At 64.7% G+C, this 16404-nt stretch carries 15 protein-coding genes; 9 read left to right on the top strand and 6 right to left on the bottom strand.

The window, feature by feature from the left end; genetic code table 11:
* Nucleotides 1-141 precede the first annotated feature (141 nt).
* Nucleotides 142-1086 carry a glyoxalase gene (locus ABIA30_RS00300; RefSeq protein ID WP_370061007.1) on the bottom strand — a complete coding sequence of 315 codons (945 nt, stop codon included), beginning with the start codon at nucleotides 1084-1086 and terminating at the stop codon, nucleotides 142-144.
* 230 nt (nucleotides 1087-1316) lie between these two features.
* Between ABIA30_RS00300 and ABIA30_RS00295 the strand changes: the two genes are divergently transcribed.
* The 6 genes from ABIA30_RS00295 (at nucleotide 1317) to ABIA30_RS00270 (ending at nucleotide 8018) form a co-directional block, all read left to right on the top strand.
* Nucleotides 1317-2324: an amidohydrolase family protein gene (locus ABIA30_RS00295; RefSeq protein WP_370061005.1), complete on the top strand. Its 1008-nt coding sequence runs from the start codon at nucleotides 1317-1319 to the stop codon at nucleotides 2322-2324.
* The gene (locus ABIA30_RS00290) at nucleotides 2321-3496 is read left to right on the top strand and encodes an FAD-dependent monooxygenase (protein WP_370061003.1); all 1176 of its coding nucleotides are present in this window, start codon (nucleotides 2321-2323) and stop codon (nucleotides 3494-3496) included. The genes ABIA30_RS00295 and ABIA30_RS00290 overlap by 4 nt, the downstream gene beginning before the upstream one ends.
* Nucleotides 3493-5793 carry a xanthine dehydrogenase family protein molybdopterin-binding subunit gene (locus ABIA30_RS00285; RefSeq protein WP_370061001.1) on the top strand — a complete coding sequence of 767 codons (2301 nt, stop codon included), beginning with the start codon at nucleotides 3493-3495 and terminating at the stop codon, nucleotides 5791-5793. The genes ABIA30_RS00290 and ABIA30_RS00285 overlap by 4 nt, the downstream gene beginning before the upstream one ends.
* Complete coding sequence (locus ABIA30_RS00280) at nucleotides 5790-6341, top strand: (2Fe-2S)-binding protein (protein ID WP_370060999.1); 552 nt, start codon at nucleotides 5790-5792, stop codon at nucleotides 6339-6341. The genes ABIA30_RS00285 and ABIA30_RS00280 overlap by 4 nt, the downstream gene beginning before the upstream one ends.
* Entirely contained in the window at nucleotides 6338-7324 is a 987-nt protein-coding gene (locus tag ABIA30_RS00275) for a xanthine dehydrogenase family protein subunit M (RefSeq protein WP_370060998.1), read from the top strand. The genes ABIA30_RS00280 and ABIA30_RS00275 overlap by 4 nt, the downstream gene beginning before the upstream one ends.
* A 70-nt stretch (nucleotides 7325-7394) precedes the next feature.
* On the top strand, nucleotides 7395-8018 hold the full coding sequence (locus ABIA30_RS00270) for a flavin reductase family protein (RefSeq protein WP_370060996.1): 624 nt from the start codon (nucleotides 7395-7397) through the stop codon (nucleotides 8016-8018).
* A gap of 17 nt (nucleotides 8019-8035) precedes the next feature.
* On the opposite strand, the gene ABIA30_RS00265 is transcribed toward ABIA30_RS00270, so the two are convergent.
* Nucleotides 8036-9097: a TIGR03857 family LLM class F420-dependent oxidoreductase gene (locus tag ABIA30_RS00265; protein WP_370060994.1), complete on the bottom strand. Its 1062-nt coding sequence runs from the start codon at nucleotides 9095-9097 to the stop codon at nucleotides 8036-8038.
* A 53-nt stretch (nucleotides 9098-9150) separates the two neighbouring features.
* On the bottom strand, nucleotides 9151-9585 hold the full coding sequence (locus ABIA30_RS00260; RefSeq protein WP_370060993.1) for a nuclear transport factor 2 family protein: 435 nt from the start codon (nucleotides 9583-9585) through the stop codon (nucleotides 9151-9153).
* A 91-nt stretch (nucleotides 9586-9676) separates the two neighbouring features.
* Here ABIA30_RS00260 and ABIA30_RS00255 point away from each other — a divergent pair, with 91 nt between their 5' ends.
* From ABIA30_RS00255 to ABIA30_RS00245, 3 genes are all read left to right on the top strand, one after another.
* Nucleotides 9677-10768 carry a Rieske 2Fe-2S domain-containing protein gene (locus tag ABIA30_RS00255; RefSeq protein ID WP_370060991.1) on the top strand — a complete coding sequence of 364 codons (1092 nt, stop codon included), beginning with the start codon at nucleotides 9677-9679 and terminating at the stop codon, nucleotides 10766-10768.
* Nucleotides 10729-11370, top strand: a complete 642-nt coding sequence (locus tag ABIA30_RS00250) for a cysteine hydrolase (protein WP_370060989.1) — start codon at nucleotides 10729-10731, stop codon at nucleotides 11368-11370. Before ABIA30_RS00255 ends, ABIA30_RS00250 begins: the two co-directional genes overlap by 40 nt.
* Before the next feature lie 185 nt (nucleotides 11371-11555).
* Nucleotides 11556-13202: an acyl-CoA synthetase gene (locus ABIA30_RS00245; RefSeq protein WP_370060987.1), complete on the top strand. Its 1647-nt coding sequence runs from the start codon at nucleotides 11556-11558 to the stop codon at nucleotides 13200-13202.
* Between the two features lie 78 nt (nucleotides 13203-13280).
* Here ABIA30_RS00245 and ABIA30_RS00240 read toward each other — a convergent pair whose 3' ends face one another.
* From ABIA30_RS00240 to ABIA30_RS00230, 3 genes are read right to left on the bottom strand one after another with little or no spacing between them, the layout of a single operon-like run.
* A complete protein-coding gene (locus ABIA30_RS00240) occupies nucleotides 13281-13649 on the bottom strand; it encodes an STAS/SEC14 domain-containing protein (protein WP_370060985.1) in 369 nt (122 codons plus the stop codon).
* 34 nt (nucleotides 13650-13683) lie between these two features.
* Nucleotides 13684-14895, bottom strand: coding sequence for a cytochrome P450 (locus tag ABIA30_RS00235; RefSeq protein WP_370060984.1), 1212 nt, complete (start codon nucleotides 14893-14895; stop codon nucleotides 13684-13686).
* On the bottom strand, nucleotides 14892-16325 hold the full coding sequence (locus ABIA30_RS00230; RefSeq protein WP_370063177.1) for an aldehyde dehydrogenase family protein: 1434 nt from the start codon (nucleotides 16323-16325) through the stop codon (nucleotides 14892-14894). Before ABIA30_RS00230 ends, ABIA30_RS00235 begins: the two co-directional genes overlap by 4 nt.
* Nucleotides 16326-16404 lie beyond the last annotated feature (79 nt).

Raw genomic sequence — 16404 nt, 5'->3', positions numbered from 1 at the left:
CCGGCCGTCGGCCTTTTGCACAGTCGGTTCGGCGATCGGCGCGAACTATCGAATCTGGAAGAACGACTGCTGGTCGACCTGCCCATCCACAGTCAATGCCAACGCTCTGGCCTAGCCGCCCACTCGGGAGACCGTAGCTGATCAAACGGTGTGGAGTTCAGCGATATAGCCACCCGGCCACTGCAGGATCGCCGAAGTCGCGGTGCCCGCATGCACAGCCGGGGCCAGCTCCCGCGCACCGGCGGCCACTGCCTTCTGCGTGATCGCCGCGACGTCATTCACCGCATACCCCGCGACTTCCCGTCCATACGGGTACGGCAGCTGACCGTCGGTGACCGCGATCAGTGTGTTGCCGAAAGCCGACGTGAGGTGGATCCGGCGGAACGTGGTTCCCGGCCTGCCAACGAGGGCGCCATCGGCGGTCGCCGCATCGGTGTCGATGCTTCCGTGGGTGAACTGGAGATAACTCTTCAGGAACTGATCCACGGTCGCCGCAGGGAGGTAGATCCGGTTATCGGGTACCGACGCCACCGGCGGATAGTTGGGTGTTGTTGTGTGCCAATAGAGTTGGGCATTGACTCCGCCGGGAAACTGGATGACGGTATCGCGGCCGATCGGGTCGGGGAATGGTGCAACGACAACGGCAGCACCGGCATCGCGGGCTTGTTGAACTCCGGCGTCGAAGTTGCCCACCAGCCAGCCGGTGCGCTCGGAACCGAACGGATACGGCACCGCGGTGGTGTACTCGAACGCCGAGATCGTGCCGACCGGCGACAAGATGAGCTGCGACTTGGCCTGGCTGGGGGTAGGGGTGACCGTGGCAACGGCGGCCGGCTTGGTGGATCCGCCGAAGGTGGCGAGCCAACTGCGCACAAAGGTGTCGAGTTGACCCGGCCCAACGTAGACATGCACAGAGTCGTATTGAGGGCCGACTGCCTGACTGGCCGATTGGCTGGGCGCGGTGGTGGGACCGGTCGCAGCCGGATTTCCGGCACAGCCAGCCACCAGCAGGCCGGCCAGTCCTACTGCAGACCAACGCAACCGACGAGCGATCGACGGGCGCCGACTCGGATCAACGGAGATCATTACCTGGTCTTCCTCTCGGTGCCTGGAGAAATCGTGTCCCTCTGTATAGCCGACGCCGACGCGCTCGCGATCAGTTGGATGACTGGCCGAATCTCGGCGACACGATGGTTCCGCACATTGACAGCAGTCACCTGACTGATGACGGGACGTACGATGCGCTGGGACTCTGGCATGCGGCCGACAATCGCCGATGACCGCTCCCCCGGGCCCCGGGGCGCCCAGGAGGTTGCATGACGATCACGGTGTATCCGTCTCCCGCGAGCCCTGCCGAGGTCCCGGTTCGGGTGGTCGCACTTGAGGAGCACTACGCCACCCCTGAATATCTGGCAGCCACCGAACAGTTCCTGCCGCAGGCGGCCAAATCGGCGGCACTGCACAACGCCCTGGTCGATCTCGATGACGCCCGAATCGCAGCCATGGATGCGGGCGGAATCGACGTCCAGGTGCTCTCACTGGCTGCCGGCGCTCAGCATCGGCTGACGCCGCGTGACGCCACCGCACTGGTCCGCGACGCCAACGATGCCGCGTACGCCGCGACCCGCCGGCACCCCGACCGGCTGCGGATGTTCGCCAGCCTGGCACTCGGGCAGCCCGACCGCGCTGCCGACGAGTTGTACCGCGGTGTACGCGAATTGGGCTGCGTCGGCGGCTTTCTCGACGGCACCGAAGGAGGATCGTTTCTCGACGATCCGCGCTATAGTCCCATCTTCGAGGCTGCTTCAGAGCTCGACGTGCCGCTGTATCTACACCCATCGCCGCCGCCGCGCGCCGTACAGGAGACCTATACCGCCGGACTCCCCGAGACCAGCGCATACTTCTTGGCCACCGCGGCGTACGCCTGGCATGCCGAACTGGGATTACATTGTCTGCGAATCATTCTCGCCGGCGTACTCGATCGCTTCCCGAAGGCACGGCTGATCATCGGACATCTCGGTGAACACTTGCCGTACTCCCTGTTTCGCGCCCAGGACGGGTTACCCACATCCGTCACTGGCCTGCAGCGGTCCGTCAGCGACTATTTTCTGGACCACTTCACCATCACCACGAGCGGCTACTTCACCACGCCGCCGTTCATGTGCGCCCGGGATGTCGTCGGCACCGAGCGCTTGATGTATTCGGTGGATTATCCCTACCGGTCTCCGCTGGCCGGTGCGGAATTCCTGCGGCGGCTACCGATTCCCGTGGTCGAATTGGCCGGCGTGGCCTCCGGCAACGCCGATCGAATCCTCAAATTATGACCGGCGATCCCGAACGCTGGACAGTGGCGATCGTCGGCGGTTCGCTGGCCGGGCTGGCCGCAGCCCTGGAGCTGCGCCGCGTCACCACCGCAGACATCACCGTGTTCGAACAGACCGCCGGTCGACTCGAAGGGCGCGGTGCCGGCGTCGTAATGCAGCCGGAAATCGAAGCACTGCTGTCGATCTCGCATATCTCGCCCGCTGCGGTGAGCGTGCCGCTCGTGGAACGCCAACTGCTGCACCGGCATAGCCCGCCCCGAGTCTTCACTCAACCGCAGACAATGACCGCGTGGGATACCCTCTACCGCGCCTTTCGGGGCTCGCTGGGCGACGTCGTCTACTTACCGGGCACCGAGGTGGCCGCGGTGGCACCGGGAGAACGTGGCGTGACCCTCACCTTCGGCGACGGCTCCACCTCCGACTGGGATGTGGTGATCGGAGCCGACGGAATTGGTTCCACCGTACGGCAATTCGTGCAGCCAGAGCATCCCCGGTACAGCGGGTATGTCGCCTGGCGTGGACTGGAACGAGAAAGCGACCTACCCGCCGAGTTGACCAGTGAACTGACCGACCGGTTCACCATGTTCAGTGCCAACGGCGTTCAGTTCCTGTGCTATCTGGTGCCCGGCCCCGACGGCGAGACCGAACCGGGGCGGCGGCGAGTCAACTGGGTGTGGTACGTCAACGCCTCCGAAGAAGCCTTCGGCGACATCATGACCGGCCGGTCCGGCCGACGATACGAGTACTTTCTGCCGGCCGCGGATGTGTCTGCCGCGAGCGCGGCCACCCTGGAATCATCGGCCGCCAACGAACTTCCGCCCTTGATGGCCCAGCTGGTCGCCCAGTCGAAGCCGTTTCTGCAGCCGGTGATGGATCTGGCCAGCGGACGAATGCGGCGCGGGCCGGTGTTTGTCATCGGCGACGCGGCAGGCACCGTACGGCCCCATACCGCGTCGGGCACCTCCAAATCGATCGGCGACGCCGCGTTCTTGGCGCAGGCCTTGCGGGGCCGGACCGCGCACGATCCGCTACCGGAACCGGCACTACGCCAATGGGAGAACTATCGGTTGCGGTCACTGCAGGACATTGCGGCGGTGGGTGTTTCCCGCGCGGTGGTATCGCGGCTCGGCACCACCGAGAGCGCCCCGGTCTGGGACCGAGCCATCCGTTGACACGCGACGAAGCAATCGGGCGGCCCGTCAATCGGGTCGAGGGCAGCGACAAAGTGACCGGCCGGGCCCACTATGCGGCCGATGCCGCGCTGCCCGACGTGCTGCATGCGGTCATGGTGCAGTCCACTGTGTCGCACGGCCACGTCACGCATGACTCGCTGGTGGCCGCCACCGCCCGCGCCCACTCCGCTCCGGGCGTGACGTGCGTATTGTCGCCGCTGAATTGTCCTGCGTTGCGCATTCTTCCAACCGATCTCACCTGGGATCTGCCATTGGAACGGCGCCCACCGCTATCGGATCTGACGGTCCAGCACCGCGGTCAGCACATGGCGTTGGTGGTCGCGGACACTCTGGAGAATGCGCGGTACGCAGCCTCGCTGATGGATCTGGCCTATGACGAGCTGCCGGCCCTGCTGACCGCATGGGACGTGCTCGACCGGCCAGAGCATCAGGACCGCGACGAGATCGTACGCAGCGGCGTGTACCAGCCCGATCATTTCGTGAAGCTCGAAGAGGAAAAGCTCCAAGACCACCGCGGTCCCGCCGACGAACCCGTCGACGGCATCAAGATCGCATCGCGATACACCACGCCGGAGAACGCTCACTATCCGATCGAACTGGCATCGACGATCGCGAGGTGGGACGGCGACCATCTGACCGTGCACGACAGTACCCGGTGGATTGCCGGCGAACGGCAAACGCTGGCAACGTATCTAGGCATCGCGGTCGAAAACATCCGAATCGTCTCACCGCTGGTCGGCGGAGCGTTCGGCTCGAAGAGCTTCATGTGGATGCACGTGGTGCTGTGCGCCGTCGCGGCACGGATGACGGAACGGGCCGTCAAGCTCGTCCTGCCCCGCGCCCAGATGTTCACCTCAACCGGGCACCGTCCGCCCACCGAACAGCACCTGAGCCTGGTCGCCGATGCACAGGCCCGGCTGACCAGCATCGAGCACCACACCCTCACCGAAACGTCGACCATCGCCCACTTCTGCGAGCCGACCGGGCTGTCCACGCGATTTCTCTATGAGTCACCGCGAATGGTGGTGTCGCACACCGTGGCCCGGGTGCACAACCCAACCCCGTGCTTCATGCGCGGCCCGGGCGAAGCGCCCGGTCTGTTCGCCCTGGAAGTCGCCATGGACGAACTCGCCTACGCGCTCGATGTCGATCCACTGCACCTGCGGATCACCAACTACGCCGATGAAGACCAGGCCAGTGGTCGGCCGTGGTCCGCGGAGCACCTGATCGCGTGTTATCGGCAAGGGGCTGACCGGTTCGGTTGGGAGCACCGACCGCACCAACCCCGCTCGCTGCGGCGCGACGGCATCCTGGTCGGCTGGGGCATGGCAACCGCCACCTACCCGGGACGCCGGATGCCGGCCGGCTGTCACGTCCACACCAAGCCCGACGGCACGGTCGAATTCTCCTCAGCCACCCACGAAGTCGGTACCGGCGTCAGAACCGTGATGACCCAGATCGCCGCAGACTCCGCCGGCCTGCAATTGCCACAGGTCATGTTCTTCTCCGGCGATTCGGACTTTCCCACCGCGCCCTACAGCGGAGCATCGCAAACCACCGCCGCCGTCGGCTCGGCGGTCTTCAACGCCGGCCGTGAATGGAAGCGCCGGCTGCTTGAGCACCTCATTGCCGACGCCGACGCGCCGTATGCCGGAAACACCCTGTCCTCGATGGACATCCGCGGCGGCAATGTCGTCAGCACTGACCCGGCACACCCCATTACCACTATTGCCACACTGCTGGCCGCCGCCGATACCGCACTGCTCGACCACCTGACCTTCACCGGTTCCAGCGATGGCGCACCACAGGGCGGCCCGATGTCGCAATCATTCGGCGCCCACTTCTGCGAGGTGGAGGTGGACGAACAAATCGGACGGGCATCGGTGACACGGTGGGTCGCGGTGATGGACTGCGGCCGGGTCATCAACCCGAAGCTGGCGCGCAGTCAGGTATTCGGCGGCATCACGTTCGGGCTCGGCATGGCCTTGCTGGAACAGGTTCCGTACTCCCCGGGGACCGGCCACTCACTGGGCGAGTACTACGTGCCGACCCACGCCGACATCCCATCGTTCGACATCACCTTCATTGATGGCGCCGATACCCACCTGACGGAATTCGGGGCGCGCGGCATCGGCGAAATCGGCATCTGCGGTGTGCCTGCCGCGGTCGCCAACGCCGTCTTCCACGCCACCGGCCGGCGCCTGCGCGACCTGCCGATCACCATCGGAAACCTGTTGTCCCCGTTCGGCGAAACACACCAGGACCCAACACCATGACCCCTGCCAGCGATTCCAGGTACACCATCGAACTGTCGATCAACGGTGACCCATTCACGGTACAAACCGATGTCCGCTCGACCCTGCTCGATCTGCTGCGCGAACGCCTCCAGCTCACCGGAACCAAGAAGGGTTGTGACCACGGCCTCTGCGGCGCCTGCACGGTCAGCGTCAACGGCCACCGCGTGCTGAGCTGCCTGACCCTCGCGGTGTCGATCGACGGTGCCACCGTGCTGACCATCGAGGGTATCGCCGACGGCGACCAGCTCCATCCACTGCAACAGGCATTCATCGACCACGACGGCTTCCAATGTGGCTATTGCACTCCCGGCCAGATCAGCTCCGCGCACGCGATGCTCAGCGAGCACGCCCGTGGCGACCTGTCCGCCGCATCGTTCGACGGCCCTTACGACGATCTCGCCAGAGGCCCTGAAACCCTGTCGACCAACGAGATTCGGGAACGGATGGCCGGAAACATCTGCCGCTGCGGGGCGTACCCGCACATTGTCGACGCGATCGCCTCGTGCCTGCCGGAGTGCCGCCGATGAGAACTTTCGGCTTCCATCGGGCCCGTGACGTCGACGATGCCCTCGACGCTGCGGGCGCCACCGGGGCCGTGTACTACGCGGGCGGCACCAATCTGCTGGACCTGATGAAACTCGGCGTCGCCGAGCCATCATCGTTGGTCGATATCGGCAGGCTCGGCCTCGATCAGATCACCGGCACCGCTGACGGCGGCGTCCTGATCGGCGCCGGCGTGACCAACAGCACGATCGCCAATCACCACCTGGTCCGCACCCGCTATCCCGTGCTCTCGCAGGCGATTCTGTCCGGTGCGACAACGCAATTGCGAAACATGGCCACTGCCGGTGGCAATCTCGTGCAACGCACCCGGTGCCCCTACTTCATGGACCTCTCGTTCCCCGCTTGTAACAAGCGTCAGCCTGGTTCTGGATGCGGCGCACGCAACGGATTCAACCGCGAGCACGCGCTGTTCGGCACCAGCCCGTCCTGTGTGGCAGTGCACCCTTCCGACATGGCAGTGGCACTGGAGATCCTCGATGCCGTCGTGCACGTTCGGTCGCGCGCGGGCTCCCGCACCGTCGTGCTGTCGGAGTTCTTCCAGCTCCCCGGAGACCGCCCATCGCGCGACAATGCGTTGGAACCGGGTGAACTGATTGTCGGCATCGAGCTACCGCCATCTGAATATGCCTACCACAGTTGGTATCTCAAGGTCCGCGACCGGCATAGCTACGCGTTCGCCCTCGTGTCGGTGGCCGTCGGTCTGACCATCGACGACGGCATCGTCACCTCCGCGGCGATCGCGCTGGGTGGCGTGGCCGCGAAGCCCTGGCGGGTACCCGCTGCCCAAGCTGCACTGATCGGAAAACCCGCCGACACCGAAACTTTCCGTGTCGCTGCCGAATTGGCCATGGCTGATGCTGTCGCACTGAGTGAAAACGCGTTCAAAGTCGATCTGGCCAAGCACAGCATCGTGCGTGCACTGCACAACGCCAGCACCCGGCGGTAACGGCCCGCCAACCACCGTACGACTATTCTCTCGACATATCGCTGATATCGAAATGAGGTTGGCACGCACCATGGCGCGAGACGATGCCCACTACTATCAGCCCTCCGCCGGTTGCCGGCTGCCCCACGATCCGTTCAACGCCATCGTTGCGCCCCGGCCGATCGGCTGGATCTCCTCGATCAGCCCATCGGGTGTCCGAAACCTTGCGCCCTACAGCTTCTTCAACGCATTCAACTACACACCGCCGCTGATCGGCTTTTCATCTATCGGGTGGAAAGACACCGTGGCCAACGTCGAGGCCACCGGAGAGTTCGTCTGGAACCTGGCCACCAAAGATCTCTCCGAGTCGATGAATGCCACTTCCGCCTCGCTGCCTCCCGACACCGACGAATTTGCCCACAGCGGCCTCACCGCGGCGCCGGCGCGCAACGTCCGGCCCGCCCGAGTGCTTGAGAGCCCGGTCAACTTCGAGTGCCGGCTCACCCAGCTGATCCAACTGCAGTCAGCCGATGGGCAACCCGTTGAGTCATGGTTGGTGATCGGTGAGGTGGTCGGCGTCCACATCGACAGCAACATGCTCATCGACGGCATCTACGACACGGCGGCAGCGCACCCCATCCTGCGCGCCGGCAAGCAGGGTGACTACGCCGAAATCACCGCCGACAGTATGTTCTCGATGCGTCGTCCCGGCTGATTGTCTACCTTCGAGTTTCACAACCCCGAACGCAAAGTCAGCTGCGCCTGCGGACGGGCCGCCCGGTACGCCGTCACTATGGGCTCCAACTCGTCGGGTGTTGCCCCGTGCATGATCAAAGCGTCTGCCCCGTAGTCAAATTCTTTGCGAATCCGGTCCACGCATTGTTGCGCTGAGCCGGTCGCCGATGGCTCGAGCCACTCATCCGGAATGAGTGTCGCAATGTGCTCGATCTGCGCGGCGGTGGCCTTGTGGTCGATGCCACCGGCGATCGACATCACCACCGGATCTGACCGGAAGCGTTGCAGCACAGCGGGATCCCAGTCGTTGGTCTGTACCATAAGGTCGCCGTAACCCTGCAGGTACGTCGCGAGCCTGGCCACAGTCTTCTTCAGCCGCAGTTCCTCGGGCAGGTGGTCACCGACGGTGGCAAAACACGACCAGACCCGCACAGTGGCCGGATCGCGCCCGGCCCGCTCCGCGGAGTCCTTGACAGTCTTGACCGCACGCTGCAGCGTCGCCGGAGTGAAGTAGGTGTGCAGAATGACGTCATCGAATGCCCGTCCGCCGAGTTCCAGTGTCCGAGGCCCGAAAGCCACGATCGCCAGCCGGATGTCTTCACGAAAATCGGTGTCCAGGAACAGGATCGGATACTTACCGATCGGCCCGTCATGGTTGACGATCACCTCACCGCGCCACAGCCGTCGCATCACCTGCGCAAAGTCCTCCATCTGCGAAGTGGTGACCGAAGGGATGCCGAACGCCCCGTACATGGCGGCGATGCCACGACCGATCCCGAGAGTGAACCGACCACCGGAGAGCTTGTGCATGGTGGTAGCCCACGACCCGGTGATCAGCGGGTGGCGGGTGTTGTGATTGGTTGCGGCAGTGGCGATCTGCATCCGGGTGGTCACCGCACAGGCTGCCCCGGATAGCGACGACGCCTCCTTGACGTTCCAGCGTTCCGAGATGAAGCCCGTGCCGAAGCCCAACTCCTCACCGCGGCGCGCCTCGTCCATCAAGGTGGCCGGACCTGCTCCCCCAGCACCGGCCAGCAGGTAATAGCCCAGCTCGTCCAAACCCCAGCCTCCTTCTCTAATTGCCGGAAGCGGCAGTGGGGAGCACCACCAAGTCAGGGGTTGGTGAATTTCAGCAACGTGCGGGTCAAGTGCAAGCTGGTGATAACCCAAGTCCCGTCACGCTTTTCGTACGTTTCGTGGTAGTGACCGGCACCGTGCAGTTCGCCGCCGTTGCCGAAGAACAGCATGTCCTCCATGGCCCAGATGCCCGTGGCCGAGGTCGCCGAGGTCAACGCGATCTCCGGGGTGTGGCAGTGGTGCACTGTTGCGGCATGCTCCACCCCACCCCACACCACCGGCAAGAACTCGTCGAAGCCGTGTAGCGGCGGCGCCGTCTGTGGATCGGCACCCCCGGTGGAAACCGCCATGTCGAGCGTCACCACCACGTCGGGCGCAAACAGTGCCCGCCACGAGTCGATGTCCTTGGTGTCCAGAAATCTGCAGTATCGAGCCTTCACCCGCTTGATCGCCTCGATGTCTTCGAGCACGCGAGACCTCCCCATCACCTATCCAGAAGCTACTACTGTAATGTCTTCCGTATCTCCCGACACAGCGTTTGAGCAGATTGGCGAACCGGGCATGAAAGTACCCTTCACCTGGAAAGTCACCGGCTGGTTCATGATCGGTTGGTCGGCCGAATTCACCGTAGGCCAGACCACGGCCCTGCACTTCTTCGGCGAGGACATGGCCGCCTATCGCGACCAGAACGGTGAGCTGCATCTGCTCGAGGCGCACTGCAAGCACCTCGGCGCGCACATCGGGCACGGGGGCAAGGTAGTCGGCGACTGCATCGAATGCCCGTTCCACGGCTGGCGCTGGGGACCAGACGGCACCAATCGCCACATCCCCTATCAACCCGACCGACCCAACCGCGCGCTCACCCTGCGTAGCTACCCCGTCAAGGAACAGCACGGCTGCGTGTTCATGTGGTACCAGCCCAATGGTGAACCACCGCAATGGGATTTGCCCGACATCTTCCTCAAGTTCCCACAATTCGACACCGACCCAAACCACTACTACCGGCCATACCCGGAGTTCTCCAGCCGAGCCGATGCCATCCCGGTGCACCCCCAGATCGTTGCCGAAAACGGCCCGGACAGTTCACATTTTCGCTATGTGCACGGCGCCTCGGTGACCCCGGTGTGCCTGCACTGGGAACACGTCGACGAAGAGTGGCGGTTCCTGACCGGCTGGCCCGGGGCCAGGGCGAGCGAAGCGACGGGAGACGGGGCCAGGGCGAGCGAAGCGACGGGAAACGAGGCCAGGGCGAGCGCAGCGACGGGAAGTACGGCAGCCCGCAGCGACGACCCCGACGCCATGGCACTGCGCATCCACAGTCATTTCTCCGGGCTCGGGTTCGCAATGAGCGCGTTCGAGGGCTCGTCCAATCACCGGCTGATCTTCGCCTGCACGCCGGTCGATGACGAGGTGTCGGATATGTTCTATTCCATCTGGTGGCCCAGAGAGCTCGGTGAAACTTCGGATGTGCCACCGGAACACGTGCGCCGCCAGGTCGAGAAGCAGTTTCTCAAAACCGTGTGGGAGGACTGCGATATCTGGCGCCACCAGAAATACGTCGAACACCCGCCGTTGGCCAAGGTCGACGCCAAGCCCTACATGGCGATGCGCAAGTGGGCGACGCGGTTCTACGAAGTCCCGCCGGCATCGTGAACGTCGACCTCGTCGCGCCCGGCCACACCGCGATCGTCACACAGGAATGCCAAGGCGCGGTGATCGGGCCGGCTGCCGGGCTCAAGGCGCTGGCTGAAGAAGCCCGAAAGCTCGCGCTACCCAACATCACTCGGCTACTGCCGGCGGCCCGGGCGGCCGGGGTCCACGTCGTGCACTGCCTGGTGCAGCGCCGCCCCGATGGCAGGGGTTCCAACCACAACGCCAGGCTGTTCGCCATCGGCCGCTCCGGTGTGGACATCACGCCGGGCAGCCCCGGCGCCACCCTGCTACCAGAACTCGGCCCGGAACCCAACGACCTGGTGCTCGCCCGCGGGCACGGCCTTGGCCCCATGGGCGGAACCGACCTGGACCCCGTCCTACGCAATCTCGGCGTGACGACCATCGTGGCCGTAGGTGTCTCCGTGAACGTCGCGATCATCAACCTGGTGATGGATGCCGTCAACGCCGGCTACCGGGTGGTGTTGCCCCGCGATGCGGTGGCCGGCATCCCGACCGCCTATGCGGACGCGATCATCGACAACACCCTGTCGCTGCTGGCCACCATCACCACCACCGGGGAGGTGATCGACACCTGGACCTGACCCGAACCCGCCGGCCGGCGACTCCAAGGTCGGTGTCTCAGTGGCCGGGAGACCGGGCACTGAGAGTGCGCGCGAGCAGGTTGACTCTGTGGCGATCACCACGACGACGACCGATTCGGACGCCGTGGTACTAAGTGATGCCAATGGATTGACTATCCAGCTGTCCCATCAGCCTTAGGAGAAACGTGCTGTTCACGGTTTCCGACGTCACCGACGCCGTCGCTGCCGCCATACCCGACCGCACCCTGGTCATTCAAGGCGACCGCCGCTTCACATACGCCGAGATCGTCGCGCGCGCCAACCGTTTGGCCGCGTATCTGCATGCGCAGGGCCTGGGCGTCCACACCGAGCGTGACCAGCTGGAGGGCCACGAAGTCGGCCAGGACCTGGTCGGCATCTACGCCTACAACGGCCCCGAGTTCGTGGAGTCCCTCCTCGGCGCCTTCCGGGCCCGGGTGGCGCCGTTCAACGTGAACTACCGCTACGTCAAAGCCGAGCTGCAGTACCTGCTCAACGACGCCGGCGCCAAAGCACTGGTCTACCACGCCGCATTCGCGCCGACCCTGGCCGAGGTGCTCCCCGATCTCCCGAACCTCACGGTGCTGATCCAGATCGCCGACAGCTCGGGCAACGAGCTGCTGCCGGGCGCCGTCGACTACGAGACCATCGTGAACGCCGACGTCCCGGCCCCGCCTGTCACGCCGTCGCCCGACGACCTCTATGTGCTGTACACCGGCGGCACCACCGGCATGCCCAAGGGCGTGCTGTGGCGGCAGCACGACATCTTCATGGCCTCGTTCGGCGGCCGCAACGCGATGACCGGCGAGCCCGCGACGTCGGCCCAGGAGATCGTGGACCGGGCCGCTGCCGCCGCCGAGATGCGGATGATGATCCTGCCGCCGCTCATGCACGGTGCGGCCCAATGGGGCGTGATGACCGGCATCAACAACGGCCAGACCATCGTGTTCGCCTCGGACGTCGAGGTCTTCAACGCCAAGGAGATCGTGGAGACGATCGGCCGCGAGAAGATCGCGGTCGCGACGGTGGTCGGTGACGCCATGGCCCGGCCCCTGGTCACCGCCATCGAGGAGACCCTGGCGGGCGGCAACACCGACGTGACCTCGCTGGTCGTCGTCGCCAACGGCGGTGCGCTGTTCACGCCCTCGGTGAAAGGCCGTTTGGTCGCTGCTCTTCCGAACGCCATGGTGATCGACGGTGTGGGTTCGTCGGAGACCGGCGCGCAGATGTCGCATGTCTCGACCGCCTCGAATGTGTCCAGTGGCACGTTCAACGCCGGGCCGGCCACCCGGATCGTCTCGGAGGATTTCACCGAATTACTGACCGAAGGCCACGACGGCAACGGCTGGCTGGCCCAGGAGGGCCACGTACCACTGGGCTACAAGGGCGATGCAGCCAAGACAGCCAAGACATTCCCGGTGATCAACGGCGTCCGCTACGCGGTGCCGGGCGACCGCGCCCGACTGCTGGAGGGCGGCACGGTCGAACTGCTCGGCCGTGACTCGGTGACCATCAATTCCGGCGGCGAGAAGATCTTCGCCGAAGAGGTCGAGTCCGCCATCGCATCGCACCCGGCGGTGGTTGACGTGGTGGTGGCCGGACGACCCAGCGAGCGCTGGGGCAACGAGGTTGTGGCGATCGTCGAGTTGGCGAAGGGCGCGGTGGTCGACGCGGCCGAGCTGATCAAGCACGCCTCGGAATCCATTGCCCGCTACAAGTTGCCGAAGGCCATCGTGTTCCGGCCGACCATCGTGCGCAGCCCCGCAGGCAAGGCCGACTACCGGTGGGCCAAGGAGCAGGCACTGCAGGACTGAGTCGTCTCGCCACCAGTCATCAAACTGCCCCCTTTCGCTACGAAAGGGGGCAGTTTCATGTCAGGTCGGCGCAGGAAGTCAGCCGGCGGCCCACTGCTTGGCCTTTTCCAACTCATCGAGGCCGAAGATCTCCAGCTCTCCGGGGATCATCCAGGCCACCGCGTGCAAGGTGTGGGCCACCCACGCCTTGTCGGACACCACCGCGATGCGCTTGAAATCCGAATGACGCTGGAACAGGATGCCGAGCCCCACCTTGAGGTCTTCGACCAATCCCCCGGGACCGAAACCTTCGTAGTCAGCGGCGATGACCTCGACTATCCGCAGCTCGTCGGTACTTCCGAGCTCGGCCATGACGGGTTTGAACGCCTTGATGTCATCGCCGCTCACCCGACCAGAAACACGAATGCCGGTCACTCCCGCCGGCATGTCCGACAGCACTTCGATCATGGGGCCAGCCTACGCGCAGGCCGGAACCACCGGCCTAGTTCAGCACCCGCACCGGGACATTGCTCCAGCCGGCCACGTTCTGCATGTTGACCCGGCGACAGCCGCCCCAATCCACCTCATAGCGTGGCATGAAATCGAGCATCTTCTCCAGTGCCACAGCACTTTCCATTCGAGCCAGCGCGGCGCCCAGGCAGCTGTGGATGCCGTAGCCCAGGCCGAGGTTCTGCGACTGGGTGCGGTCCCGGTCGATGTCGAATCGATCGGGATCGGTCCATGCCTGCGGGTCCCGGTTCGCCGACCCACCCACCAGGAACACGGGCTTGCCGGCCGGGATGGTCACGCCGTGCAAGGTGATCTCGCGCAACGAACACCGCACGTTGTACTGGGCCGGCGCCTCGAAGCGCAGCAGTTCCTCGACGGCCGGCCCAATCTTGCTTCGATCGTTCTGCAATACCGCCCACTGATCCGGGTTCTGGGCGAAAACCACCGCCGCATTTCCGATCAGCTTGGTCACCGTTTCGGCACCCGCACCCCCCAATAGGGTGGCGAACTCGGTGATCTCGATGTTCTCGAGCGGCGCCATCTCCCCGGAATCGCGTTCGATCTCGGCGGTGATCAACTTGCTCAACAGGTCCTCACCCAGATCATCGCGGCGCTGTTTGATCAACCGGAAGTAATAGATCGCCATGTCGATAGCGGCCTTCAAGCCGGCCTCGCTCATCTCGACGTCGCCGTGTTCTCGGTGCAGTAGTTCGTCGATCCACAGCCGGATCTGCTGCCGGTCCTGTTCGGGAACACCCTGCATGCTGGTCATGACGTCGACCGGAAACAACGCCGAAAAGTCTTGCACGAAGTCGAATCCCGCCGGGTCGACGGCAGACAGATGCTTGTCGACCATCTCGATGACCAGGTTGCGCTGCGCCTCGATGGACCGCGGAGTGAACACCTTGTTGAGCAGGCTGCGCATCCGGCGGTGCGCCGGAGGGTCCATCGCGATGATCGAACCGTGCTCGGTCACCTGGCCTTTGCGCACCTGTCCGAGGTCGACACCGTAGGCCGAGGAATAGGATTCGAAGTCCTTGAAGGCCGCGGCCACGTCGTCGTGCCGGGTCAGCGCATAGAAGTCGTACTGCTTGCTGTAGTAGACCGGAGCCTCATCTCTCATCCGCCTGTAGGTCTCGTACGGGCTGGAGAAGAACTCCTCGGAGAAGGGGTCGAACACCAATGGTGAAGCCAGTGTGGTCATTTCAGCCCTTTCGTCAGACGGCGACGGGTGCGTGCGCGGGCCTGGCGTAGCGCCAGGCCCGCAGAGATCCGCATCGAGGTGGTGAACGGCGCGGCTGCCCGGTTGGTGACCGAGAACGGTAGATCGGCGCCCACTACGGTGCGGTGGTGGCTGAAGGTGTCGAACCCGGCTTTGCCGTGGTAGGCACCCATGCCGCTGCGGCCCACCCCACCGAACGGCGCGGCCGACGGAATCATATGGGCGGCAAAGTCATTGCGCGCCACTGCGCCGCTGCGGGTACGGCTGACGAAGTGCCGGAAGTCGGCACTGTCGGGGCCGAACCAGTAGGCCACCAGCGGCGCGGGGCGACCGTTGACGTGATCGACCACATCGGAGAGCTTCTGGTATCCGCGTACCGCCAATACCGGTCCGAAGACCTCCTGATCCGCGATCGCCATGCGCTCGTCCACTCCACAGATGACCGTCGGCGCTATCTTCCGGGTCGCCGGATCGGCCAGCTGCTCGCCCGTCGGCACGACCGAACTAACTTGCGCCCCTTTGCCTCTGGCATCTTCGATGAGCCCGAGTACCCGCTCGAAGTTGGCTTCGTTGACCGACGAGCAGTAGTCGGCATTGGCCGCGATGGTCGGGAACATCTCCCGCCACTGCCGCTGCACCCGTGCGACGAACTCATCGATCCGGGCTTCCGGCACGAAAACATAATCGGGACAGACACATACCTGACCACCGTTGACCATGCGGCCCGCCGCGATGCGTGCGGCAGCCCTGGCCACATCTGCATCGGGCGCCACCACCGCCGGGTTCTTACCGCCCAGTTCCAGCGTCACCGGCACCAGGTTCGCCGCTGCCGCTCCGGCCACCAAGGCACCCACCGACGGCGAACCGGTGAAGAAGAGGTGATCGAAGGGCAGCGCGCTGAACTGTGCCGCGACGTCGACGCCGCCGGTGATGACCGCGAGTTCATCGGCATCGAAGTACTGTGGCGCCGTCGCGGCCATGAGTTCGGCGGTGTGTGCGGTCACCTCCGACGTCTTGATCATCACGCGGTTGCCGGCCGCGAACGCCGCCGAGGCCGGCAGCACCGTCAGTTGCACCGGAAAATTCCAGGGCCCGATGATCCCGACGACACCGAGCGGCGAAGGCTGGACCTCGGCATGCAGACCAAAGCAGCGTGCGGCGCGCATCAATTTGGTGGTACGCATCCATTGCGGCACATGGCTTCTGGTGTGTTCGATCACCGAGACCATGCCGTAGATCTCGGCGAACAAGGCGGCCGATTTGGAACGGCTTCCGTAGTCCGTCGCGGTGGCCTCGACGAAGTCGTCGGTGTGCTCCAACACCATGGCCAACAGCCGGTCGATCCGGTCGCGACGCACCGCAGCACTCGGCGGACCCGCACTGAAGAAGGCAGCCCGCTGGCGGTCCAGGATGTCCTGCACGCCCCGTCCTCCTCGGCAGTCGTTAGCGCCCGACGGTAACACTAGAGCACATACTGTAACTTTTACAGTA

The organism is Mycobacterium sp. MAA66, from assembly GCF_041261665.1.
GTDB lineage: Bacteria > Actinomycetota > Actinomycetes > Mycobacteriales > Mycobacteriaceae > Mycobacterium.
This window is presented reverse-complemented; position numbering and strand designations above follow the sequence as displayed.

What these genes read in the sequence shown, in the direction of transcription:
- ABIA30_RS00280 (WP_370060999.1), top strand. Translation starts at nt 5,790, where the DNA reads ATGACCCCTGCCAGCGATTCCAGGTACACCATCGAACTGTCGATCAAC.
- ABIA30_RS00275 (WP_370060998.1), top strand. Translation starts at nt 6,338, where the DNA reads ATGAGAACTTTCGGCTTCCATCGGGCCCGTGACGTCGACGATGCCCTC.
- ABIA30_RS00300 (WP_370061007.1), bottom strand. Translation starts at nt 1,086, where the DNA reads ATGATCTCCGTTGATCCGAGTCGGCGCCCGTCGATCGCTCGTCGGTTG.
- ABIA30_RS00270 (WP_370060996.1), top strand. Translation starts at nt 7,395, where the DNA reads ATGGCGCGAGACGATGCCCACTACTATCAGCCCTCCGCCGGTTGCCGG.
- ABIA30_RS00295 (WP_370061005.1), top strand. Translation starts at nt 1,317, where the DNA reads ATGACGATCACGGTGTATCCGTCTCCCGCGAGCCCTGCCGAGGTCCCG.
- ABIA30_RS00290 (WP_370061003.1), top strand. Translation starts at nt 2,321, where the DNA reads ATGACCGGCGATCCCGAACGCTGGACAGTGGCGATCGTCGGCGGTTCG.
- ABIA30_RS00235 (WP_370060984.1), bottom strand. Translation starts at nt 14,895, where the DNA reads ATGACCACACTGGCTTCACCATTGGTGTTCGACCCCTTCTCCGAGGAG.
- ABIA30_RS00240 (WP_370060985.1), bottom strand. Translation starts at nt 13,649, where the DNA reads ATGATCGAAGTGCTGTCGGACATGCCGGCGGGAGTGACCGGCATTCGT.
- ABIA30_RS00255 (WP_370060991.1), top strand. Translation starts at nt 9,677, where the DNA reads ATGAAAGTACCCTTCACCTGGAAAGTCACCGGCTGGTTCATGATCGGT.